General features: G+C 37.5%; 18 protein-coding genes and 1 tRNA gene. 13 read left to right on the top strand and 6 right to left on the bottom strand.

Features of this window, described 5'->3' with window-relative positions:
• Positions 1–233: 233 nt before the first annotated feature.
• Both CHB68_RS18700 and CHB68_RS02485 read right to left on the bottom strand, forming a co-directional pair.
• Entirely contained in the window at positions 234–2,327 is a 2,094-nt protein-coding gene (locus CHB68_RS18700; protein ID WP_245838766.1) for a family 16 glycosylhydrolase, read from the bottom strand.
• A gap of 296 nt (positions 2,328–2,623) precedes the next feature.
• Positions 2,624–5,431, bottom strand: a complete 2,808-nt coding sequence (locus CHB68_RS02485; RefSeq protein ID WP_245838765.1) for a triple tyrosine motif-containing protein — start codon at positions 5,429–5,431, stop codon at positions 2,624–2,626.
• A 262-nt stretch (positions 5,432–5,693) separates the two neighbouring features.
• On the opposite strand from CHB68_RS02485, the gene CHB68_RS02480 reads away from it, so the two are divergent.
• Positions 5,694–7,118, top strand: a complete 1,425-nt coding sequence (locus CHB68_RS02480; RefSeq protein ID WP_089259224.1) for a DUF1593 domain-containing protein — start codon at positions 5,694–5,696, stop codon at positions 7,116–7,118.
• Positions 7,119–7,129: 11 nt separating this feature from the next.
• Here the strand turns inward: CHB68_RS02480 and CHB68_RS02475 are convergent, their stop codons facing one another.
• Both CHB68_RS02475 and CHB68_RS02470 read right to left on the bottom strand, forming a co-directional pair.
• Positions 7,130–7,837, bottom strand: coding sequence for a LytR/AlgR family response regulator transcription factor (locus CHB68_RS02475; protein WP_089259222.1), 708 nt, complete (start codon positions 7,835–7,837; stop codon positions 7,130–7,132).
• Positions 7,834–8,841: a sensor histidine kinase gene (locus CHB68_RS02470; protein WP_245838763.1), complete on the bottom strand. Its 1,008-nt coding sequence runs from the start codon at positions 8,839–8,841 to the stop codon at positions 7,834–7,836. Before CHB68_RS02470 ends, CHB68_RS02475 begins: the two co-directional genes overlap by 4 nt.
• Positions 8,842–9,039: 198 nt before the next feature.
• Between CHB68_RS02470 and CHB68_RS02465 the strand changes: the two genes are divergently transcribed.
• From CHB68_RS02465 to CHB68_RS02420, 10 genes are all read left to right on the top strand, one after another.
• Entirely contained in the window at positions 9,040–11,418 is a 2,379-nt protein-coding gene (locus CHB68_RS02465; RefSeq protein ID WP_089259218.1) for a TonB-dependent receptor domain-containing protein, read from the top strand.
• Between the two features lie 115 nt (positions 11,419–11,533).
• Positions 11,534–12,625 carry a sensor histidine kinase gene (locus CHB68_RS02460; RefSeq protein ID WP_089259215.1) on the top strand — a complete coding sequence of 364 codons (1,092 nt, stop codon included), beginning with the start codon at positions 11,534–11,536 and terminating at the stop codon, positions 12,623–12,625.
• Positions 12,625–13,950, top strand: coding sequence for a sigma-54-dependent transcriptional regulator (locus CHB68_RS02455; protein WP_089259213.1), 1,326 nt, complete (start codon positions 12,625–12,627; stop codon positions 13,948–13,950). Before CHB68_RS02460 ends, CHB68_RS02455 begins: the two co-directional genes overlap by 1 nt.
• A gap of 172 nt (positions 13,951–14,122) precedes the next feature.
• Entirely contained in the window at positions 14,123–14,605 is a 483-nt protein-coding gene (locus CHB68_RS02450; RefSeq protein WP_089259211.1) for a GreA/GreB family elongation factor, read from the top strand.
• Positions 14,602–14,964, top strand: coding sequence for a hypothetical protein (locus CHB68_RS02445; RefSeq protein ID WP_089259209.1), 363 nt, complete (start codon positions 14,602–14,604; stop codon positions 14,962–14,964). The genes CHB68_RS02450 and CHB68_RS02445 overlap by 4 nt, the downstream gene beginning before the upstream one ends.
• 300 nt (positions 14,965–15,264) lie before the next feature.
• The gene (locus CHB68_RS02440) at positions 15,265–16,557 is read left to right on the top strand and encodes a Glu/Leu/Phe/Val family dehydrogenase (protein ID WP_089259207.1); all 1,293 of its coding nucleotides are present in this window, start codon (positions 15,265–15,267) and stop codon (positions 16,555–16,557) included.
• Positions 16,558–16,719: 162 nt separating this feature from the next.
• Positions 16,720–17,139: a GreA/GreB family elongation factor gene (locus CHB68_RS02435; protein WP_089259205.1), complete on the top strand. Its 420-nt coding sequence runs from the start codon at positions 16,720–16,722 to the stop codon at positions 17,137–17,139.
• A 94-nt stretch (positions 17,140–17,233) separates the two neighbouring features.
• Complete coding sequence (locus tag CHB68_RS02430; RefSeq protein ID WP_089259203.1) at positions 17,234–18,094, top strand: universal stress protein; 861 nt, start codon at positions 17,234–17,236, stop codon at positions 18,092–18,094.
• A gap of 202 nt (positions 18,095–18,296) precedes the next feature.
• Positions 18,297–19,064 carry a DUF6090 family protein gene (locus CHB68_RS02425; protein ID WP_089259201.1) on the top strand — a complete coding sequence of 256 codons (768 nt, stop codon included), beginning with the start codon at positions 18,297–18,299 and terminating at the stop codon, positions 19,062–19,064.
• Positions 19,065–19,164: 100 nt separating this feature from the next.
• Positions 19,165–20,277, top strand: coding sequence for an adenylate/guanylate cyclase domain-containing protein (locus tag CHB68_RS02420; protein ID WP_179213123.1), 1,113 nt, complete (start codon positions 19,165–19,167; stop codon positions 20,275–20,277).
• A gap of 200 nt (positions 20,278–20,477) precedes the next feature.
• Here the strand turns inward: CHB68_RS02420 and CHB68_RS02415 are convergent.
• A tRNA-Leu gene (locus CHB68_RS02415) sits at positions 20,478–20,559 on the bottom strand.
• 116 nt (positions 20,560–20,675) lie between these two features.
• On the opposite strand from CHB68_RS02415, the gene CHB68_RS02410 reads away from it, so the two are divergent.
• Positions 20,676–22,064, top strand: a complete 1,389-nt coding sequence (locus CHB68_RS02410; RefSeq protein WP_089259198.1) for a dipeptidase — start codon at positions 20,676–20,678, stop codon at positions 22,062–22,064.
• A 145-nt stretch (positions 22,065–22,209) separates the two neighbouring features.
• On the opposite strand, the gene CHB68_RS02405 is transcribed toward CHB68_RS02410, so the two are convergent.
• On the bottom strand, positions 22,210–22,788 hold the full coding sequence (locus CHB68_RS02405) for a PhnA domain-containing protein (protein ID WP_089259196.1): 579 nt from the start codon (positions 22,786–22,788) through the stop codon (positions 22,210–22,212).
• 215 nt (positions 22,789–23,003) lie between these two features.
• Here CHB68_RS02405 and CHB68_RS02400 point away from each other — a divergent pair, with 215 nt between their 5' ends.
• Positions 23,004–23,369 (top strand): BlaI/MecI/CopY family transcriptional regulator, encoded by a 366-nt coding sequence (locus tag CHB68_RS02400; RefSeq protein ID WP_089259194.1) that lies wholly within the window; start codon positions 23,004–23,006, stop codon positions 23,367–23,369.
• Positions 23,370–23,371 lie beyond the last annotated feature (2 nt).

The following is a 23,371-nucleotide window of genomic DNA, read 5'->3' as shown; positions in this document are numbered from 1 at the left end:
TAGTGATGACGGATAAACGAAAATATTAAAAAATACCAATATTGTTTACTATTTTTTTCGTTTTTTTTCTTTTTCTTTTTATTCCTTGATTTTATTAATCTATCCTACAATAGTATTTAATACCAATATTTAAATAAAATTGATAAGATGGCATTACACAGTTCAATCGATATCTAATACAAAAAAAGCCATTGAATTAAATTCAATGGCTTAATTATTAAAATTAGTTCTAACTATTGGTAGACCCTAACATAATCCACTTCCAAAGTATCTTCTGTAAAAGCAGGGTCTATTGCCCCACCAAGTGTGCCGCCCATAGCAATGTTCATAATTAAAAAGAAATCGCTATTAAACGGTGTAGTATCAGAATTCACCAGGCTATTATGAACCATTTCCCCGTCTACAACAAACTTTATACTATCTGGCGTCCATTCTACGGTATAATTATGAAATTCCGTAGTAGCAGTAGGAACAGAAGTAGCCCCCACTACGGCAGTACCTCCAAAGTTTCCAGGATAATGCAAAGCACTACTAATGGTATTGCTATTATTACCTACGTGTTCCATAATATCAATTTCACCACATGCTGGCCAACCTACTTCATCAAAATTAGCTCCTAGAGCCCATAAAGCTGGCCACGTACCGCCGGCAGAAGGCAGTTTTGCCCTAATTTCAACCCTACCATACGTAAACTCAAATAAGTTTTCAGATTTAATCCTTGCAGAGGTGTACGCGGCACCACCAGTTGGACTTTCACCAAAATCAAAAAACAATACCACCCTATCATATGTAAAGGCCGGAGCAGCACTTAGATCAAAAGACAGTGTCTCCCAACTTTCTACTACAGATGTTGTTGCATCTACCTCATAAAATTCTTGGGCATTGGCCTGGTTTTCCAGTTTTAATCTAACCACTACCCCAACTGCCGGAGACCAAGTCTTTATTTCCATACTTGTATATGTACTAAGATCTAAAGCAGCATCAACATCAAAAAACGAACCTGCCCATACTTCGGCTCCATTATTCTTTGTGGATTCAGCTACCGTTACAGATGTATTTTCGCCAGAGGCATCAGGGTTTTCTATGACAGCTGTTGCCGCCCCACCAAAATCCGTGAAGACGGGCGCTGCACCTTCAAAATCCTGCACAACTGAAGTAGACCCACCGGCCGCGACCAAGGTAACATCATCATAATAATATTGAACACCACCACCGCTACCGGTGCCACGTGCGGTAATCTTTAATACACCATCTTCGACAATTACATTTTCAGGACTATCCGTATATTCCTGTGCCTCGCCATTTCCCCAGCCACCTGCACCGAGGTCAAACGTCCAATTAGCCGGATCCGGAGCTCCATCCGTATCAAATTCGTCTGACCAGACCAAATTGGTATATATAGTCTCTAAGCTCTCTTCTTCCCCACCTGTTGAAGGAGCAGCCGTAAAACGAATATACCATGCAAGGTCAGGATTCATAGAATCATATGTTCTTACATAAAGCAAATCTTCGCTGAGCGATAAAATTTCATACGTTGAAGAACCTACATAATAACTCATAAAACCACCATCGGAAAATTCCATTTGCATTCCAGTTGTTTCGGCCTCTGGCACATTGCCCTCAACCGCAGAAAAAGTCACTTCTTTTTCCCCACTAGTATCAAAATCATAACAGTAATCCTCATCTGCGGTTCCACCAACAACAGCTTTATGCCCAACATTGAAGAATGTTTGACCTTTATTATCCAAAACATAAGTTACCTCACCACTACTATTAACGGTAAACGTCAATTCGTCATCACAAAAACAATCTGATATTTCACTTCCACACTTCTCAAATGCTTGGGCAGAATACCATTTAGGATACCACCAATCACCATCAATTCCTTCCCTAGCCGGACCCAAGCCCAAATGGCCAGGCTGCGCAGCAGCAAGAAACCAAGTTTTGGAGCTTCCGTCCGTTATTAAATTGACCAAATCTGAATTCATAGCAGGTACATCCACCGTAACCTGTAAGGTTTCCGTTAGAGTAGAACCATCAAATCCAATAACGGTAACAGTTACGGTATAGGTATTTTCACCCGTAGTAGAATATGTTTTAGAGATATATCCAGTTAAGGACTCTCCAGTGGTACCATCACCAAAATCATATGTATATGATTTAGCACCGGTTGCGGTTGGTTTAAAAGTGACAATTCCTGAGCCATCATCACTTACTTGGGATGTTACCGCAAGGTTAGAAAGCGGTCCAGGATCAAAGCTATCGTCGTCCTCACAACTGACGAACACCATAAGTAATGCCACAAACATGTACATTAAGTTTTTCATAATCTAATTTGTTTTTTGGAGTTAATAAGTACTATTTAAACCACCATTATACCAATAATGAAAACATTACCGGTATAGGTCATATTTATAATAGTTTCAACTGCAAATTAATAGTCGTATTTGCGAAATCCTAAAAATTTACCCCTACAAAAAACATACATCTTAAAATATAACGGTCAAATAAATAAAATCATCAATAATACTCACAAAACAAGGAATATTGCTATATAAATTATGAGGCGCTTTAAAACAGTTGTTGTGGTAATGTTGTGGTGAATTTTGCTTTTGATGTGGAATTATAAACTCATTATATAATCGGTGAGTCCTTCTTCATGTAACAAATTCATTTTTTTGCGAAGACGATATCTTTTTACCTCTACACTTCTAAGCGATATATTTAATAACGGAGCAATTTCCTTAGAAGATAAATTTAAACGCAAATAGGCACAAAGACGTAAGTCATTTGAGGACAGTTCAGGATGAAGGCTTTTAATTTTTTTTAGAAAATCCTTATCCGCATTATTAAATGCATTCTCAAAGAATTTCCAATCATCCTCATTGTTTATATTCCGGTCTATTGTTTTTATTACCGATTTAATCTGTGCATTTACCGGGCCATCCTTTAATTTATCCTTAATTGCATTTAGAAATTCATTTTTCTTGATAATACTCATAGTAGAAATAGCCAACTCCCTATTTTTGCTTTCTATCAAATCCTGCAGCTGTTCGTTTTTAATTTGAATAATTTTCTTTTGCGCCTTTAACTTTTTTCTCTTTAACCGTTTTCTGTTCGCTTTTAAAATTTGTTCTTGTTGTTTTTTGTAAAAGCTTTTATACAGCTTATGAACTACTATTAAAAGGAGTAGACCCAATAATACATATATAATTATGACATAAATTGAAAGATACCAAGGTCTTTCAATTTTAAAATTATACATAGCGACATTATCTACAAGTGCATTACCAACTTTAGCCCTTATCTGTAAGGTGTAGTTCCCAAATGGTAAATTTTTAAAAGACACTTCCGGTACCGTTGACCAGCTGCTCCAATCCGTATATAATCCATTTAATTTATATTGGTAATAAACCTCGGTAAATTTGTCGTATTCAGGAACATTGTATTGAAATTTCAGGTTGTTCTCGGTATAATCAAATAGCGTATTATCCTTTATAGGTATATGAATACTAGGCGCATCATAAAATTCCTTGGAAATCGAAGTTATTGAGACTGAATATGATTTTGGCAAAACTTTATCCAAATTAAGGGTAACATAACCATTTGAAGTACCTATTAAATAGGTTTGGTCACCTAGACCCACAATTGATTCAAAACCCACAACCCCCATACCGTTTCTGAAAAATTTTGGAATGGGTATTTTAACCTGTTCCGGGCTGCCGTTCATTATACCGGGAGATACATTAATGATATTATTATTGGAAAAACCCCATAACCTTTCGTTATTATCCGTTGGTTTAAGTACACCAATAATAGCGTCGTCATTTTCAAAAAATTTGCTGTTCAAAACTGTATCCCCAAGAAATTCATTGCCGTTCTTGTCGTACTTAAAAACCCCATTGACAGTAGTATAAATTAAATCATCGTGATAGGCTACCAAACTAGACCCCGTACCTTTAGAATCTTTTTGCTTTACGGATAAAACCTTAGTGTAATCTGAATTCAACCTAATATCAAAAATACCTTTGTAATCATGGTTTACCAATACTTGATGGTCATTTACGAATTCAAAAAACCTACTTGAACTTTCAAATCCATCAATTACATTTTCAAAAGTCCAATCATTGCCTACTTTTTTCAAAACACTTAAACCTTCATAATTTCCCTGCAACAATAAATTCTCAGTACCGGGCATAGGATGAATATCCCATGTACCAGGGTAATCGGAAATTTTCTCAACTGTATTCTCCCTCACAACGAACGTTCCGGTATGATGCCCACAAAACAAGGTGCCGTCAATATTCTTCAACAACCAAACTTGGCCCTGTGTACCTTCAATACGTTTAAATTTATCCGTATTCGTATTGGACCTGTAAAACAACCCCTGGTTAGTACCCAAGTAAAGAACATCCTTATATAAAATTGCCGTATAAACCACACCCAACTCGCCCACATGGTCTACATATTCCTTAAATGGCGTTTCAAGATTAATTACACTAAGTCCATTGTCCAGTCCTAACCATAAATTTTTGTCCATATCTTGGTACATGGACAAAACGGTATTGTTATGAATACCTTGTTCCTGGTCTATATGCGCGGTAACTATACCCCGCTCATCGATAATAAATAGTCCTTTTGAAATGGTACCCATAACAATAGAACCATCGTGCAATTTTAAAGTACTATAAACTTTTATGTTAGATAATAAAGGATCATTGGCCGTTGCCCATTTTTCCAACTTATTGCCCCTGAGTAAATAACACCCATGTTGCTCCGTAATCAATAAAATTGCTTGTTGAAACGAAAATGCACCAACTACAATATCATTTTTTAAAATATCATCATCGGACACCAAAACAGACCTACCATTTTCCACGGTAAATAGTCCTTTTCCAATGCTTTGAAAATAAATTCTTCTATCGACTTCAAATAATGTTGCCCTAGTCGTTTTTGCATTTATAATATCAATTGTACCATTTTTAATGTGATAACTATAAATGCGGTCCAAGGAACGGAACAGTACCCAATCATTAAATTGTGTAATGGTCCAGAAATGCTCATCCTCTTCTATTGGCTGGGTCAATTTTGAAGAAATGGAAACATACTCCAGTTGACCTAATGCATCTCTTGTCCAATATCCAAATTCCATATAACAACCCGTATAAATACGGTCACCAATAACCCTTACGGATTTTAAAGGGGTGCCGTTTGGGGATGGATATAATACCCATTTCGTTCCATTATACATTAACAGCCCGCTATTGTTCGCAATATAAATACTCTTGTCCTGCCCTTGTGATACGCCCCAATTTTGATTACCTGCTGCATAGGTTAGAGGTGCATAGTTTTGAATTGGCGGCAGGTCTTGCGACTTAACGCCCCATATTGCCATATATAGGAGAAACCAAAATTTAGGTTTTAATACCATTTGTAGGGGACTACATTGTTTAGTGAGACTTAAATATAAGATTTTTATAACCAGCCCAACCTTTAATGATTTTTAGTCAAAATAATGACGGGAATTACATACTTGATTTTAATTTGGAAACAATAAACTAACCGTATAAATAGAAACCAATGAGTTGTTATTATTTACGATTATTTTCATTTACTTTGTTTTACTATATTTGAGGATTACGGTAAAACACATTACCCATAATCAATAAAGGCGTCACCTTTAGAATTAACTTATGAAACAGATACTCCTATTTTTTGCCATTATTAATTTTACAAACTTTTGCATTGGTCAGTCGCTTCCAAAGGAACGTGTAATTATCCTTTCGGATATTGAGGCAGATCCAGATGACACACAGTCTTTTGTTCGTCTGTTCCTATATTCCAATGAAATTGATATTAAGGGTATGGTAGCGACTACATCTTGTTGGCTACAGCATAAAATAAATCCGGAATCTTTAAGGAAAATTATTAAAGCGTATGATGAAGTACACCCAAACCTACTAAAGCATGATAAAAATTATCCAACCGCATCCACCTTGAACGCTCTAGTAAAAAATGGCTTACCAAAATATGGTATGACCGGCGTAGGACCGGGTATGGACTCTGAAGGTTCTGATTGGATCATTAAAATTCTGGAGGAAAAAGATGACCGTTCATTATGGATTTCCGTTTGGGGAGGCGTTAACACCTTAGCCCAATCCTTACACAAAATCAAGAACACCAAAAGTGCCAAAGAGGCAAAACGGCTTATTTCAAAATTAAGGGTGTATACGATATCCGATCAAGATGACAGCGGTATTTGGATCCGGAACAATTTTCCGGATTTATTCTATATCGTTAGTCCCGGTGATGAATATAGCCAAGCAACCTGGACAGGAATTAATGCCTATATAAAAGGTATTGATAACACCACAATTAGCAACAAATGGCTTGCCGATAACATTCAACAAAACCATGGACCGTTGGGCGCCAGTTATCCTGATGTTGCCTGGGGCGTTGAAGGAGACACCCCGGCATTCCTTTCCTTGATACCCAATGGACTTAATATTGCCGAACATCCGGAACTTGGTGGCTGGGGAGGTCGCTATGAATTGTACAAGCCAGATTTTTCAAAGACCAAAGAAGGAGGATCAATTGTAACCATAGCGCCAGAAACCAGACCAATTTGGACCAATGCCATTGATAGCTACACGCCGCATGTCCCCAAGGATTACGGTAGATCGGTACGACCGGACACAATAACATTTACAGGTTATAAGGAAACTTTATGGCGCTGGAGGGATGATTTTCAAAATGACTTTGCAGCCCGTATGGATTGGTCCATAATGAGCTTTGAAGAGGCCAACCATCCACCGACCGTAATATTGACCCATCCTGACGAGCTAACCGTAAAATCCGGTGAGGGCTTTATGTTGGATGCTTTTGATTCTACCGATCCAGATGGTGATAATTTAAGCTTTTTATGGTTCCAGTATCCTGAGATAAGCTCCTATAAAAAGGTGATAAACATGGGGGCCAATAATGTACATTTAGTAAACTTGACCGCGCCAGAAGTGTCAAAAAAAGAAACCCTGCATTTTATCGTTAAGGTTTCTGACAAGGGTTCGCCATCTCTAAGCAGATATAAGCGTGTAAAGGTTACTGTACTGCCCAAATAGTCGAAATACAATTACTGCAGTACAAGTGCCATAAAAGCCTCCTTATACGCCCGCCCAAGAGGCAAATGAACGCCGCCCTTTAGAAAAACTTGGTTGCCATTTATCTTGTGAATTTTGGCCATATTGATGATATAGGATTTGTGGATACGTACAAATCTATTCGCGCCTAAAAACTCTTCCCAATACCGTAAGGGTTCTTGGGATAAATATTTCCGTGTTTTGGTAATTATTTCGGTATAATCGGCATCGGACTGAATATATTCAATGTCATACACATCAACCTTAATATGTTCATAACCGGATTTGATAAATATATGTTCCAAAGCGTGTTCTTCCTTATCTTTTAATGAATTTGCCATTTGGGTATTATCCTTTGTAGGCACTTTGGAAACTGCTTGCACAAATCGTTCAAAGGAAAATGGTTTTAAAAGATAATCTACTACATCATACTCATAACTTTCAAGGGCATAGTCCGCAAATGCGGTAGTCAAGATAATATTGGGTCTATGCTTAAGCACCTTGAGAAATTCAATTCCAGAAATTTTAGGCAAGTGTATGTCCAAAAAAATTAAATCAATAGCTGTACGCTTTAAAAATTCCAATGCCTGCAGCCCATCTGCAAATGTGCCTTTTAACTCCATGTTTCCAAAATCGGCAATGTACTTTTTTAGCACACGCTGTGCCGGTGGTTGATCTTCAATAATAATACAATTGATCATAATTTTGCCCTTGTTAGCTGTAACATCAAATGTACATAATAAACATCCTGCTCATTTTGGATATGCAGATCGTGCGCATTGGAATAAAGCAATTCTAACCGTTTTTTTACATTTTTCAATCCTATTCCGCTAGATAGATTTTCCGTATTCGCCAGTGACAAAAAGGAATTTCTACATTCAAAATTCAACATGCCATTTTCATTAATATCTATGTTAATGTCGATAAAAATATTGTCAGATTGACTAGCGGTACTATGTTTAAAGGCATTTTCTATAAAGACCGATAGTATCAAAGGCGCAATGACATACTCTGTTGTATTGCCGTTCATGCTAAAGGAAACCTTACCCCTTTCCTCTATCTGCATTTCATTAAGCTTTGTAAAATTTTTAAGGTGGGCTATTTCCTTTTGAAGACTTACGTAATTCTCTTTGCAATCATACAACATATAACGCAATACAGATGAAAGCTCCAAAATAATGGAAGGAGTTTTTGGGGACTGTTCAATGGCGTACGAATAAAGATTGTTTAAATTATTGAACAAAAAATGTGGGTTGATCTGGGACTTTAAAAACAGGAGTTCACTTTGAACAACGGATGTTCGCAGTTCTTCAACCTCCAATTGTTTTTTAGAGGCATCCCAGGCAAACTTAAAACCTGCCAGAATAAGGATAACGGGCATAACGTCTAGCAAACTATATACGATACCGGGGAAATGTTGTCCTCTTGAAATTGGATAAAAAATACGCTCCAATACCAACTCCTCCACCATTATTATAACAGCTATGACAAGCACGACCAATATAATGAACAAAAGATATTTTTTAGTATAAAAAAAACGGGGCAACAAGATATAATTGATAAGTAAAGCGCCCAATGCATAATTTAAAAAGGCAAAGATGTTAAATGCGGGTATTTCCGGTTGGTTCTTATCAAAAGAAAAAAATAAGAACAATACGATATGTAGTACCAATTGAAATATAACTTCCTTTGAAGTACTGTTCAAAAATGAAAATTTTGGCCCCATGTATTAAAAATACCCAATTAGGTAAAATAACCGTTAATAAAACCGCCATCGACAGTATTAGCAAGGTAAACACCAATAATTAATAATGTCGTTTGCACTATAACCTAGGTCGTTTGCAGAAAATTAATTTCATTAATGTAATCTTTACACCAACTTTGATTAAAATCAACTCAAATTATGCGCAAACAAGTTTTAATAATTATAATCCTAAGCTTCATTTTTGGAAGTCCGCTCACCTTTGCACAGGAAGTTACAACGACCATAACGGGTAAGGTCATTGAGGAAAATGGTGGTGGACCAATTGAATTCGCAACGGTGTTAGTAGGTAATCCCACAGATCAGAAACCAATAGTAGGAACCACCACTTTAGAGGATGGTAGCTTTATTCTGGAAACCGATGCCCAAAATTTTTACATTGAAGTAAGTTTTATTGGTTTTACCACAAAGCGATTTGACAACCCACAAATAAATAACGCGAAAATAGATTTGGGAACGGTGACCTTGGCAGAAGATTCACAACAATTAGATGAAGTCGTCGTAGAAGGAGAGGTATCACAGACCACATTTAAGTTAGACAAAAGAATTTTCAATGTAGGAGCAGATTTAAGCAGTACTGGCGCAAGCGCGTTAGAGGTATTGAACAATGTCCCCTCCGTTAATGTGAACATTGAAGGACAAATTAGTTTACGGGGCAGTCAAGGAGTACAAATGTTGATCAACGGCAAACCTTCCGTAATTGCCAATGAACAGGGCAACGCCTTGGGGACATTGACAGCAGATATGATAGAGCGCATAGAGGTGATTACGAATCCGTCCGCGAAATATGATGCGGAAGGTACTTCGGGCATTATAAACATTGTATTGAAAAAAGAGGAAAAAAAGGGTTTAAACGGCGCAGTTACTTTAAATACGGGGGTTCCCAATAATCACAGTATAGGTTTAAGTTTAAATAGGCGCACAGAAAAATTTAATCTATTTAGCCAAATGGGATTTGGCCGAAGAACCTTCCCAAGCGATAATGAAACAGAAAACCGCAATTTATCGGACAACACATATATTACCAGTAATGGGGAAAGCGATAAAAATGAAACCTTTTTCAATCTCATCCTAGGCACCGACTATCATATCAATGATTTGAACGTAATTACGTTATCCGGAAATTTCGCCTATGAATGGGAAAAAGAAACTTCAGATGCCTTGTTCAGTTCTTTTGACACTTCTAATGAGCGCACGGATGCATTTAACCGTAACGAACTTACAACGGCCACCAACCCAAAATACTCCTATGAGCTCCAATACAAAAAAGACTTTGAGGGCAATGAGGAGCAATCATTACTTTTGAGTGCCACAGGAAACCTTTTTGCCAAAGACCAGTCATCAGATTTCATCAATACCATTGTTTTTGGTGCCGGTGATGATATGCAACAACGATCCCGTACGGATTTTAGTCAAGCGGATTATACGTTTAAGGCAGACTACACACACCCTTGGGCAGAAAAATACACCCTTGAAACTGGGGCTCAGTACCAAATAAACGATGTTGAAAATGATTTTGCCATTAGTGATTTTGACGGCACAGGATTTATTGAAAATCCAGATTTGACCAATGTTTTTGAATGGACACAAAAAGTATTGGGCATATATGCCACTACGGCTTATGAAAGTGATGCTTGGGGTCTTAAATTAGGGCTTAGATTTGAGGATACCGACCTTGCTACCCTATTAAGGAATACCAACGAAAGCAATGACCAGAACTATAATAATATATTTCCCAGTGGCCATACCTCCTATAAATTCAGTGACAACCTATCATTACAGGCAGGGTATTCAAAGCGGATATTTAGACCTAGAATGTGGGATTTGAATCCGTTTTTCAATATTCGCAACAATTTTAGCATACGCACCGGAAATCCTAATTTACAGCCAGAATTTACCGATAGTTATGAGATTACAAGTATTTATAAAATTGGTAAGGTTTCCATGAACTTTGGTGTCTTTTATAGGCATACGGAAGGTGTTGTAGAACGTATTGTAGCGTTTGAGGACAATGTAAGTATTTCCAGGCCAGAGAATATTGGTATTAACAATACAACAGGAATTGAGTTCAATGCAAAATACATACCTACCAACTGGCTTTCCTTTACCAATGACTTTAATTACAGTAGTTTTAAAAGAGATGGTGACTTTGAAGGCAATTCGTTTGATTTTAAGGGTGACCAATGGTCTACCAGATTGACCAATAAAGTAAAGTTACCGTCAGACTTTGATTTGGAATTTATAGGCCAGTACCAATCTGGCTATAGAACGTTGCAACAGGAAATTGCGGACAATCTATTTATGGATTTTGGGGCCCGCAAAAAGATTTTTAAGGGAAAGGCCATTTTGAGCCTTAGTGTTAGGGATGTATTTGCTTCCCGTATAAGAGAAAGCATTACCAACCAACCTGGCTTTTATTTGAGGGATTTTAGCCAGCAAGGTCGTTTTATAACCTTTGGTGTTAGTTTTGGCTTTGGCAAAGGTGAGGCAATGGAATTTTCCGGTCAGAAACATTTTTAAAGAATGCTTATGATCATAGGTTGTACTTATATTCCTAGGTAAGTGGCCAATTTTGACTTAAAATTTTAATTCTATAGAAATATTTAGGAACTTCACTACTTCTATTAGGATTGAAATGGTAAGCACAGAAGCAAAACTTAAGGAGCGTATTAAGGAACTTACTTGCCTATACGAAGTAACTTCCATCATAGTAAATTCAGACTACAGTCAGTTGCACACTTCGTTAGAGGCGATTACATTTTGTTTGAAAAAGGCATGGCAGTTTGAAGATGATACCGAAGTGTTGTTGCAAAGTGGCGATTATGATATTAAGACAGATGGATACCATAATGAAATGGTATACCTTAAATCTAATATTAGGGTATTCAACGAAGTCTCCGGTTTTATTAAAGTGGGGTATCCAAAGAAAAAATATAAACAGACCGATTTTTTGGTGGAAGAGGAAAAACTGCTTGAGAATGTAGCTTTGGCCGTAGGCAATCTATTGGAACGAAAACAAGTACATGATAGTGAGGCCGCTATAAAAAGACAGGTTGAAAGGGCGGATAGACTACATATTTTAGGGGAGATCACCGCTGGTATAGCCCATGAGATAAATACGCCGTTGGCCAATATTCTAGGATTTACGGAACTTTTAAAGGAACGTATTACCGATACCGACGCATTGCGCGATCTTAATAAAATTGTGGACAATGCTATTTTTAGCCGTGAAGTGGTCAAAAAATTAATGTTTTTTGCTTGTGAAATGCCACAGCAAATGAACGTAATACAAGTTATTCCTTTAATAGAGGATGTATTGAACTTGTTGGGCCCCTCTATACGGACAAAAAACATACAATTGGTCAAATCCTTCAGTCATCAGGACATTGCATTACGTGCAGATAATGTACAGTTGACCCAAGTACTGTTTAATTTGATCATGAACGCAATTTATTTCTCGCCAAAAGGAGGTAAAATTGAAATTAACCTAAAAAAAGGAACAAAATATATTACCCTCCGTATTACCGATGAAGGTTCGGGAATTGCTTTGGAAAACGAGGACAAGGTTTTTGAACCATTTTTTACCACAAAGCCCCTTGGTGAGGGTTCAGGATTGGGACTAAGTGTCGTACATGGCATCATTAGTAGTCATAAGGGTACCATAACGCATGGCAAGAACCATCCCCAAGGCACTATATTTACCATATCTTTTCCTAAATTACCATAATGGCACTGCGCAAAGAAAATATATTGCTTGTAGATGATGACTTAGATATTCTAGAGTTGTTACAACGGCATTTACAGTCTATGGACTATCACATATTTAAGGCGGTATCCGTTAAACAAGCCCTCTATATCCTAAAAGATACGTTTATAGACCTTTTGATAACCGATATCCAGATGCCAGAAGTTGACGGTTTACAATTGGTACGGTTTGCAGACGAGCATTATCCAGATATTCCAAAATTGGTCATTACCGGCTACCCATCCGTAAACGGCGCCCTAGAAGTTTTTAAGTCCGGTGCTACGGATTATCTAACCAAGCCTTTTACCAAGGATGAACTAAAACAGGCCGTAGACAAATCGTTAAAGGGCAAAATTAGAAAAGATGCCCCTAAAGCATTGACCATTCCACATAAGGGCAAGGGGTATGCAGAAATGATCGGCTCTTCCCCCGCCTTTCAAAAAATAACGGATATCATTGACCGGGTAAAAGATAACAAGGCAACCGTTTTGATAAAAGGAGAAAGCGGCACCGGTAAAGAGCTGGTTGCTAGGGCCATTCATTATTCAGGAACATTTTCCAGGGCATCATTTATACCGGTCAATTGCGGGGCCATACCGGAAAATTTATTGGAAGCGGAGCTTTTTGGTTATATAAAAGGAGCTTTCACCGGAGCCAATGAAAACCGAAATGGATTTTTTCAGGCAGCAGAAGGGGGTACACTTTTTCTGGATGAAATTGGTACGGCACCACTCTCCGTACAGACCAAACTATTAAGGGCCATTCAAGAAAAAGAAATTACAAAAATAGGTTCTCGTAAAGTAGAAAAAGTAGATATACGAATCATAGCGGCAACCAACAGTAACCTTCAAGAGGCCATAGCCCAAAATGAATTTAGGGAAGACCTCTATTACCGGTTAACCGTTGTGGAAATAAATGTACCGCCCTTAAGGGACCGTAAGCAGGACATACCGTTATTGGTAGAAAAATTCGTCCAAAAATATGGAATTGAATACAAGGATAGATTAATGGGCATATCTCCTGATGCCTTACAGATATTACAACGATATCATTGGCCCGGAAATATAAGGGAGCTGGAAAACTTAATTCAGCGGGCCGTAATTATGAGCGATGGTATCATAAAGGTAAAAGACCTACCTGACCATTTAAAATTTCAAATAGATTTTCCCGATACCGAATTTCTTCCCCTTAAGGAAATGGAAAAAGAGTATGCCAAAAAAGTACTGGCCCACGTTGATGGCAATAAAACAAAAGCTGCCGAAATTTTACAGATAGATCGCAAGACCCTCCGTGAAAAATTAAAATAATAGTAATGGTGCATATTTCCCCGGCCGGGTAAATATTCCCCACTTCTCCAATTCACTTCATAATTAAAAAATTTTTAAACACCTGTTTTTTAGTAAGTTACAAACATTAACACATCTTTAATATTCCAAGGCATAGCTATTGCCTCTTTTAGGTAAATCAATAAAAGGGGTTATGAAATACGGAAGTTTAGTATTGGAAAAAAAAGATTTCGTGATGATACAACGGTATCAGCAACTGACCCCATATGTAGAAGATTACGCCCATAAAGATGCATTGGACAATTTAAAGGAACGTATGGCAACGGCATTGATATATGATTTAGAGGATATGCCGGAAGATATCATAAGAATGTATTCCTATGTCAATTTGAGTTATGAATCTGGCTGGAACCAAACATTTCAATTGGTTCCACCTCATGAAAATAATTTGGAAAATGACAAGATTTCCGTACAAAGCACTTTAGGGGCTTCTATCATTGGTTTATCGGAAGGGGATATTATAACATACGGACTTCCAAGTAATGTAAAAACTTTGACAATTAAGAAGATAACACAAAGTAACCAGCATTTTAAGGTAAATATAACGGAGAGAACAATCAACGAAGCATTAGCAAAACATAAAATCAATTTATTAACCCAAAATTCAGAGCTATGATTAAATATGTAATAACAGCGCTGTTTTCAGCAAGTATGTTAACGGCACAGACGAACAATGATAATGTTCAAAATTCAGTAAAGGTTGGTGATGTCTACGAAATTGGCACGCCCAAAGCCCATAAATATCAACATATAGATTTTCCAAGGGCAAATTTTATTATTAAAAAAGGCGGTATTGCCAATTACAAAACTGTGGAAGGAAATACAGTAGTGGTAACAGAAGTCAAAGAGACCAAAGATGGTAATACCCAAATAAAGATGAAGCGTACAGACGGTACACGTTTTTTCCGTACCCACCCAACGGTTACGGCAAATTATTCAGAAGCATTGGCCTCTGGAGAGCTTGTATCCAAATAATACATTTAGCTAGTTGACCTATCTGCCTGGCTTGCAAAAATTAGTTTTGTTCAAAAAATGTAAGTCGGGCAGATTTTTATTTCCAATATGTAAATCAGGTCATGAAAGAAATATTAAAGAGAAGCATTTGCCTTACATGCAGTCATGTAACGTTCTGCTGTTTAACCAAAAATAAAAACAACATTCACTGTTGTTGCGATTACCTACATCGTTTTGACAAATTGTTGAGCGATAAAAATATGGATGGTGATAAATACACCATGTAAAGTTTAACAAGTGAACAAGAGTTAATAGAGATACATGATTACAAAAACACATAAAAATAAAAAGGTATTGAAACAGGGCATGCTTGATAATGTCATGCGCCAGTTTGATAATGCTGCGGACATTATAGGTCTAAATCCCAATATTAGAAAAATATTGGAAGTAACCAATAATGAACTAGTTGTGCATTTTCCGGTTAGAATGGATAATGGGGAGGTAGAGGTGTTTACAGGATATAGGGTACAGCATAACAATTCATTGGGACCCTATAAAGGTGGACTACGTTACCACCCTACGGTAGATATTGATGCCGCAAGGGCGTTGGCCATGTGGATGACCTGGAAAACATCCTTGGCAGGCTTGCCATATGGTGGTGCCAAAGGAGGCATACAGTTAGATCCCAACAAATATTCCATAGCAGAATTGGAACGCATTACAAGAAGGTTTACATATGCACTTGGTGACAATATTGGGCCCGAATTGGACATACCCGCACCAGATGTCAATACAAGTTCACAGACCATGGCCTGGATCTTGGATACGTACATGTCTACCAAATCACCTAATGAGCGTTCAAAGAACATGCATGTGGTAACAGGCAAACCGGTTGGTGCCGGAGGTTCCGAAGGTAGGGACCGTGCAACAGGATTTGGCGTGTTCCTGACCATTAAATTCTGGGCGGAAAGTAAAAATATTGACTTAAAAAATAAAAAATACATTGTTCAAGGTTTTGGAAATGTAGGCTATTGGACAGCTCATTTCTTGGAAGAGGAAGGAGCAAAAATGATTGCGGTTCAGGATGCTTATGGTAGTATTATCAACGAAAACGGAATTTCAGTAGAATCGCTCTTAGCTTATTCCAAGGCCAACAAAGGCAGCATTTTAGGCTATAACGGTGGCGAAAAGATAGATAATACGGAATTCTTTGGACTAGATTGTGATATTATTATTCCCGCGGCACTAGGTAACCAAATCACGGCCAAAAATGCACCTTATATTAAGGCTAGCCTCATTGCGGAAGGTGCAAACGGTCCTACGGATGTAGAAGCCGAAAAAATACTATTGAAAAAGGGTATTGAAATCATACCGGACATTCTTTGCAATTCTGGCGGAGTCATAGGTAGTTATTTTGAGTGGTTACAAAATAGGAACGGAGAAATATGGCAGTTAGATGAAGTAATGCAAAAACTTGAAAAAAAATTAAAGGAATCGTTCACAAAAGTAATGCTGACATCTATAGAAAGAGATGTGGACATGCGTACGGCCGCTTTCATAATTGCCATAGAACGTCTTGAAGAAGCGTATACACAAAGGGGCATTTTTCCATAAAGGAGTGCTACACCAGATGAAGAAACTAAGATATAACTTTGGTGGTTATACCTTCCTCTGAGGAAGGGCTGAACGGGGGTGGTCATTCAAACATTTGGGTTGTACCGCCCCTTTTTAGTTCATACCGGCCATGCAAATAGTACTGATTAAAAATGTTAAGCAATGAAATACAATAACCTCATCATTGAAAAGAAAGAATACATGCTCTTAAAACGGTTCATGAACCTATCTGAGTTTTACAAGGACAGGACCCTTGCCTATTCCATGAAAAAATTAATGGGTGAGTTGGAACATGCGCAAATTGTAGATGATTTTAAAATGCCTACGGACGTAATTAGGTTCAACACCAAGATTACCATAGACTCCGAAAATGGCTGGCAAACCACATTTACATTGGTGACCCCAAATGAAAGTGATGTTAAGAACAATAAAATATCCTTTTTAACGCCTATGGGTTCCGCTGTCATCGGCTACGCAGAAGGTGATACCATTACATGGGAATTTCCTTCTGGAGAGCAAAAATTGACCATACAAAAGGTAGAGCAAAAACAAAGACATGTCAACATTGATAGTGTTTTATAACATTTAATGAAAAGGGTAATAACCGTAAATTTTGAAACCAATGGATAACAGTAAACCAATTGGCATTGTACAATTAACACCTTAATTCAGCACCATGGTAAAGAAGCTATTATTGCCTACAGATTTTTCTAAAAATTCATGGAATGCCATACAATATGCTATTCAATTGTATAAAAATCAAGAATGTGATTTTTATATTCTGAACACGTACGCAAAGGAGGCCCATGGACTTGATAATATCACTTTACTGGATCCGGATGAAGCTTTTAATAAATATTCAGAATTACGTTCCAACCAAGGGTTGGGCGATATTATGGCAAAATTGACCTTTGAGAACAATAATAGAAAGCATAGGTTTCATATGCTATCGCGTTCGGCGTTATTTCTAAATGCCATAAAGGATATCGTAGCACAAATGAAAATACATATGGTAGTCATGGGTGCAAAAGGGTGTAACAATGAAAATACACGGTCCTATGGTAAAAATACATTATCTGTCATTGAACATATTCGCCAATGTCCGGTTTTGGTAGTTCCCGAAAATGTACGTTTCAAAATGCCCAAGGAAATTGTCCTGACCACAAATTTTAAAACAAATTTTAAGTCCAAGGAAATAAAATATTTGGTGGAAATGGCTCAATTGCACAATGCCCATATCCAAATTCTTAGCCTTACTGATCAAAGTGATATGACATTGTGGCAAAGAAGAAACCAGAAACGACTTTATAAACATTTAAAAGGGGTCAATTACTGCGCCAATGTCGTTCACAATGTAGCCATGGCCACGGCATTAAGTTGTTTTGTAGAGATCAAGCACACCAACATGATCAGTTATATAGACAAAAAACCTTCCTTTTGGGAACGTTTAGGGTTTGGTAAGCGAACATTAACCAAATTAGGGTATTTTAATGATGTGCCGGTATTGGCATTGCACGGGGGTGTACTTAAAAAATAAGTGCGATTCTGCATTATTCTTATCACTATGAATAGGGCTTTCTTATCTATTATAAAGATTATTTTATTCCTCCTAGTACATCTTTAGCAATTAACGGTTATTTGTGCAACCTCAATTAACTGAAAAACATACATCTATGCACTAAAAAATAGTACGAATTAAAAAAAGCTGATAAATTTATAGGGACCTATAAATTTTCATAATGCTTAAATTCTTTCGAAAAATTAGACATTCCCTTATTGTCGAAAAAAAATTGGGTAATTACCTCTTATATGCCCTAGGTGAAATAATATTAGTGGTTATTGGAATTTTAATAGCCTTAAGTATTGATAATGCAAACCAAGAGCATATTTTAAGGGAAAAAGAACATGTATACCTTGTGGGCCTAAAAAATGAGTTCATGGCCAACAAAAATAAATTACAGACCCTTATTGAGGTTAATAAACGTAATTATGAAAGTGCCAAGGCTATTTTAAATATGTTGGACAATGAAAATGACCAACCAAATGAACAGGAACTTTCACAACTTTTGTTTGAAGCCTTTGCTTTTGAAATAGCTTACAATCCCAATAATTCATTGTTGAACGAAATGATGAATTCCGGTAGTTTAAAGGATATTTCCAGTACTGCACTCAGGTTATACCTCACCTCTTGGAATTCAATGATAGATAATATAAAGATACAGGAGGCTGACCTGCGCAAGCAAAGGGAAAACGTTCGTGATATGCTAAGAAGCGACCAGGCCAGTTTGCGTACCATTCTTGACCATACCAATATTACTGTTGAAACAATTGGCTTACCGCTGTCCAACAAAACATATAGTAATCTTGAGCTCCTAAAATCAAAAGAATTTGAAAATAATGCACTTTCATTTATTTTGACCGGTATAAGTACTGAAACATCCCATTATGTTCCCCTGGTAAACGAGATTGATGAAATTTTAAAAATTTTGGACCAAGAACTGCAATAGGGCCCTTGCCTTATGGTTGGTAGAGCTTGCCTATAATCGCGATTAAAACAAAATTTTGTTCTTGATTAAAACATTATAATCCTTATTTAAAAATGCATCCATGCCAATAGCCCCAAAAACCAAAAGGAATATTCACAGAATTATACCATTTGCAATTATATGGTTGATCTTAGGATGGATAAATCTTTTTACTCAAGAAGCGGTTACCCTAAATACAAATTTAAATCCTTCCAGTGCCATAAGCATTACCACAGAAGTATTCCTATTTGCAAATTTTGCACTTATTGTTGTTAGTCTTCTGGTGGGGGCAATAGAAGTGCTGTGGTTGGACAAGTTGTTCAATAAAAAGAACTTCTCAAAAAAAATCATTTATAAACTAGTGTTCTACACTTTGTTCTTACTGTTGGTCATTTTAATCACTTTTCCTATTGCTGCGGCAATAGAATCTGAAACCTCTCTTTTTAGCGCAGTAATTTGGACCAAATTTGTCAACTTTATTTCAAGCATTGAATTTGCCAGCACCATGGTGTCCATTTCCTTTAGTTTATTTGTCAGCCTGCTTTATTTTGAGATTAGTGAAAATATTGGCCATGGCGTCTTAATGAATTTCTTTACGGGAAAATATCACCGCCCAATTGAGGAAAAACGCATCTTTATGTTTACTGATATGAAATCCTCCACGACCATTGCGGAGCAGATGGGACACATCAAATATTTTGAACTTCTAAAGGCATATTACAATGACTTCTCAGATGCTATCGTACGTTTTTCGGGAGAAATCTATCAATACATAGGAGACGAAATTGTAATTTCCTGGAAATATGACAACGAGGAACAGCTCACCAATGCCATAGCTTGTTTTTTTGCCATGAAAAAAGACTTGCTGAAAAAAACAAAGTGGTACCAATCTAATTTTGGCATTGTACCTACATTCAAAGCTGGGCTACATGCAGGAACGGTAACCACCGGAGAAATAGGCGCCTTAAGGAAAGAAATCATTTTTACGGGAGATGTGCTCAATACCACTTCACGAATACAAGGCCTCTGTAACGAACTGAACGTGGACCTATTGGTATCCCAGGAAATTGTAACCCCAACATTATCAAAAAATAAGTATGTAATTGAACCTATGGGTACGGTCGTATTAAAGGGCAAGGAAGAAAGTAAACCACTATTTACGATCAAGCAATTAGAATATGAACGTGTGCAATAGATTTTATGGCATTTACACAATAAAAGTTTGGAAATTAATCTGTACTTGCATGTAACTATAACTTCTTTAATTCGCTTTTCACCTCGTTACTTCCATCAAAATTTACCATTACATCATGCCGTTAACACATAGCTGTTTCCATAAAGCCTAAGGATATTCCATAAAAAAAAGCCTTTCATTTCTGAAAGGCTTTCTCGTTGTACAGGCGGAGAGACTCGAACTCTCACACCTTGCGGCACTAGATCCTAAGTCTAGCGTGTCTACCAATTCCACCACGCCTGCATCATTATCCGATTATTATCGGGCTGCAAATATAAGCCAAAAATTCAATTCTCTAAATTTTACCATTTAAAAATTGCGCTTTTTGTACATTTATAAAAAGTCATATAAAACAGAACATGCAAAACGTAAAGAATTATCTATCGGAAAACAAGGACCGATTTTTAAATGAGCTTATAGAACTACTTAAAATACCGTCGGTTAGTGCGGATCCCGCCTTTTCCCAAGATGTCATCGATACTGCAGAATCCGTAAAATTAAGTTTACAGGAAGCGGGTTGTGATGTAGTGGAAATACATGAAACCGCCGGTTACCCTATTGTATACGGTGAAAAAATCATAAACCCAGATTTACCGACAGTCTTGGTATACGGGCATTACGATGTACAACCGGCAGACCCTATAGATTTATGGCATTCCCCACCGTTTGAGCCTGTAATCAAAAAAACCGATACCCACCCAGAAGGTGCCATTTATGCAAGGGGAGCCTGTGATGATAAAGGGCAAATGTACATGCACGTAAAAGCATTGGAACTAATGGTAAAGACCGGTCAATTGCCCTGCAATGTCAAATTTATGATCGAAGGCGAGGAAGAAGTGGGCAGTAACAACCTTGGTATTTATGTAGCTGAAAATAAAGAGAAATTGTCCAACGATGTCATCTTGATTTCTGATACGGGTATGATCGCTAACGACATTCCTTCCATAACTACCGGACTAAGGGGCTTAAGCTATGTTGAGGTAGAAGTTACCGGTCCAAACAGAGATTTACATTCCGGTCTTTATGGCGGTGCGGTGGCCAACCCCATCAATATACTTGCTAAAATGATAGCCAGTTTGCATGATGATAACAATCATATAACCATACCCGGTTTTTATGATAAGGTAGAAGAACTATCCACTGATGAAAGGGCCGCAATGGCCAAGGCTCCCTTTAATTTGGATTCCTATAAAAATGCGCTGGACATTGATAGTGTTTATGGCGAAAAAGGATATACTACAAACGAACGCAATGCTATACGACCCACATTGGATGTCAATGGTATCTGGGGAGGCTATATTGGTGAAGGAGCTAAAACTGTAATTGCAAGTAAGGCTTATGCCAAAATATCCATGCGCTTGGTTCCCAATCAAGATTGGAAAGAAATCACTGAGTTGTTCAAAACACATTTTGAGGCCATTGCACCAAAGGGAGTTACCGTAAAGGTTAAACCTCATCATGGCGGACAAGGATATGTAACCCCAATAGACACCATTGCATACCAAGCCGCATCAAAGGCGTATGAAACAACATTTGGAAAAACCCCTATACCCCAACGAAGTGGCGGCAGTATTCCTATAGTTTCCCTGTTCGAGAAAGAACTTGGCAGCAAAACAATCCTTATGGGCTTTGGCCTAGACAGTGATGCCATCCATTCCCCTAACGAACATTTTGGGGTATGGAACTATTTTAAGGGTATAGAGACCATACCATATTTCTATCAATACTTTACGGAGATGAGCAAGTAATAAAAACATCTTTGCAATACGGTTTTTAACAACAAAGCAATCTGTAAGCTTAGGGAATCTAATTTACAGATTGCTTTTTTTACGCACATAGGCGTTATATAATATCTGTACTAATTATAAGATAGGAGTCCTAACTTACCAGCTATTAAATTTTCTTTACATACTTGGTAATGATAACGGTCAATGTAGGCCCAACCTTACCTTCTATATATTCCGCATTTTCACGGTCCAACGAAATTCTTCGTACTGCGGTTCCTTGTTTGGCAACTTGGCTAGAACCTTTAATTTTAAGGTCTTTAATCAAAACAACACTATCGCCGTTTTGTAATACAACCCCGTTTACGTCCCTATGAATAATTTTATCGGCCTCTGCAATACCTTCTCCCGTGGCCTTTGCCCATTCCAAAACCTCAGGTTCCAAATACATCATATCCAAAAGGTCCTTTGGCCATCCTTCAGATTTTAATCTAGACAGCATACGCCATGCAACCACCTTTACAGAATCATATTGGCTCCACATACTATCATTTAGACAGCGCCAGTGGTTAGGGTCCATTTGCTCCGGATCTTCAATTTGGGTACGGCATGTCTCACATGCCAGGATACTGGAATCAACACCACTTATAGAAACCGGTTCCACTTCAAAAATTTCTAAATTTTGCGTACCCGTGCAAAGTTCACATGTTGTACCGCTACGCGCCTCTAGATCAGATAATACACTCATTATTGATTGTTTTATAGCAAACTTACATCTTTTTCATGGGGTGTTAGGACCTTTCCCCAAAGAATTGGGGCCGGGCTATACGTTGCAAGTACGCTTTGCCTAATGGCAAATACGGCCTTTCCACTGCTATCCCTAAGGCAAAAAAAATGACTCTACATTTGTAGAATTAAAATATTTATTCTATGTTTGTAGAACACATTCTAAACTTGTAGAAAATGCAGTTGTCAAAATCAGAAGAAGAATTGATGAATATCCTCTGGAAACAGAAAAAAGCATTTATGAAAGATTTGCTGGATGCATACCCAGAGCCCAAACCGGCAACAACGACCATAGCCACCCTTTTAAAAAGAATGGCGGATAAAAAATTTATTGATTATACCACGCATGGCAGAAGCAGGGAATATTTTCCTTTGGTAAAGAAGAAAGACTACTTTTCTAAGCATGTCAACGGCCTGATCAAAAATTTTTTTAACGATAGCGCAAGCCAGTTTGCGTCGTTTTTTACCCAAGAAACCAATTTAAGCAAAGAAGAATTGGAAGAATTGAAAAAATTAATAGATAGTGAAATCCTAAAAAAGTAGCC

The sequence above is a fragment of the Maribacter sedimenticola genome (assembly GCF_900188415.1).
Lineage (GTDB): Bacteria > Bacteroidota > Bacteroidia > Flavobacteriales > Flavobacteriaceae > Maribacter > Maribacter sedimenticola.
The sequence above is the reverse complement of the archived record's forward strand: the minus strand, read 5'-3'. Positions and strand labels throughout refer to the sequence as shown.

Excerpts from the sequence above, each read along its gene's own strand:
- CHB68_RS18700 (WP_245838766.1), bottom strand. The coding sequence starts at position 2,327 with ATGAAAAACTTAATGTACATGTTTGTGGCATTACTTATGGTGTTCGTC.
- CHB68_RS02485 (WP_245838765.1), bottom strand. The coding sequence starts at position 5,431 with ATGGTATTAAAACCTAAATTTTGGTTTCTCCTATATATGGCAATATGG.
- CHB68_RS02480 (WP_089259224.1), top strand. The coding sequence starts at position 5,694 with ATGAAACAGATACTCCTATTTTTTGCCATTATTAATTTTACAAACTTT.
- CHB68_RS02475 (WP_089259222.1), bottom strand. The coding sequence starts at position 7,837 with ATGATCAATTGTATTATTATTGAAGATCAACCACCGGCACAGCGTGTG.
- CHB68_RS02465 (WP_089259218.1), top strand. The coding sequence starts at position 9,040 with ATGCGCAAACAAGTTTTAATAATTATAATCCTAAGCTTCATTTTTGGA.
- CHB68_RS02460 (WP_089259215.1), top strand. The coding sequence starts at position 11,534 with ATGGTAAGCACAGAAGCAAAACTTAAGGAGCGTATTAAGGAACTTACT.
- CHB68_RS02455 (WP_089259213.1), top strand. The coding sequence starts at position 12,625 with ATGGCACTGCGCAAAGAAAATATATTGCTTGTAGATGATGACTTAGAT.
- CHB68_RS02450 (WP_089259211.1), top strand. The coding sequence starts at position 14,123 with ATGAAATACGGAAGTTTAGTATTGGAAAAAAAAGATTTCGTGATGATA.
- CHB68_RS02445 (WP_089259209.1), top strand. The coding sequence starts at position 14,602 with ATGATTAAATATGTAATAACAGCGCTGTTTTCAGCAAGTATGTTAACG.
- CHB68_RS02440 (WP_089259207.1), top strand. The coding sequence starts at position 15,265 with ATGATTACAAAAACACATAAAAATAAAAAGGTATTGAAACAGGGCATG.
- CHB68_RS02435 (WP_089259205.1), top strand. The coding sequence starts at position 16,720 with ATGAAATACAATAACCTCATCATTGAAAAGAAAGAATACATGCTCTTA.
- CHB68_RS02430 (WP_089259203.1), top strand. The coding sequence starts at position 17,234 with ATGGTAAAGAAGCTATTATTGCCTACAGATTTTTCTAAAAATTCATGG.
- CHB68_RS02425 (WP_089259201.1), top strand. The coding sequence starts at position 18,297 with ATGCTTAAATTCTTTCGAAAAATTAGACATTCCCTTATTGTCGAAAAA.
- CHB68_RS02420 (WP_179213123.1), top strand. The coding sequence starts at position 19,165 with ATGCCAATAGCCCCAAAAACCAAAAGGAATATTCACAGAATTATACCA.
- CHB68_RS02410 (WP_089259198.1), top strand. The coding sequence starts at position 20,676 with ATGCAAAACGTAAAGAATTATCTATCGGAAAACAAGGACCGATTTTTA.
- CHB68_RS02405 (WP_089259196.1), bottom strand. The coding sequence starts at position 22,788 with ATGAGTGTATTATCTGATCTAGAGGCGCGTAGCGGTACAACATGTGAA.
- CHB68_RS02400 (WP_089259194.1), top strand. The coding sequence starts at position 23,004 with ATGCAGTTGTCAAAATCAGAAGAAGAATTGATGAATATCCTCTGGAAA.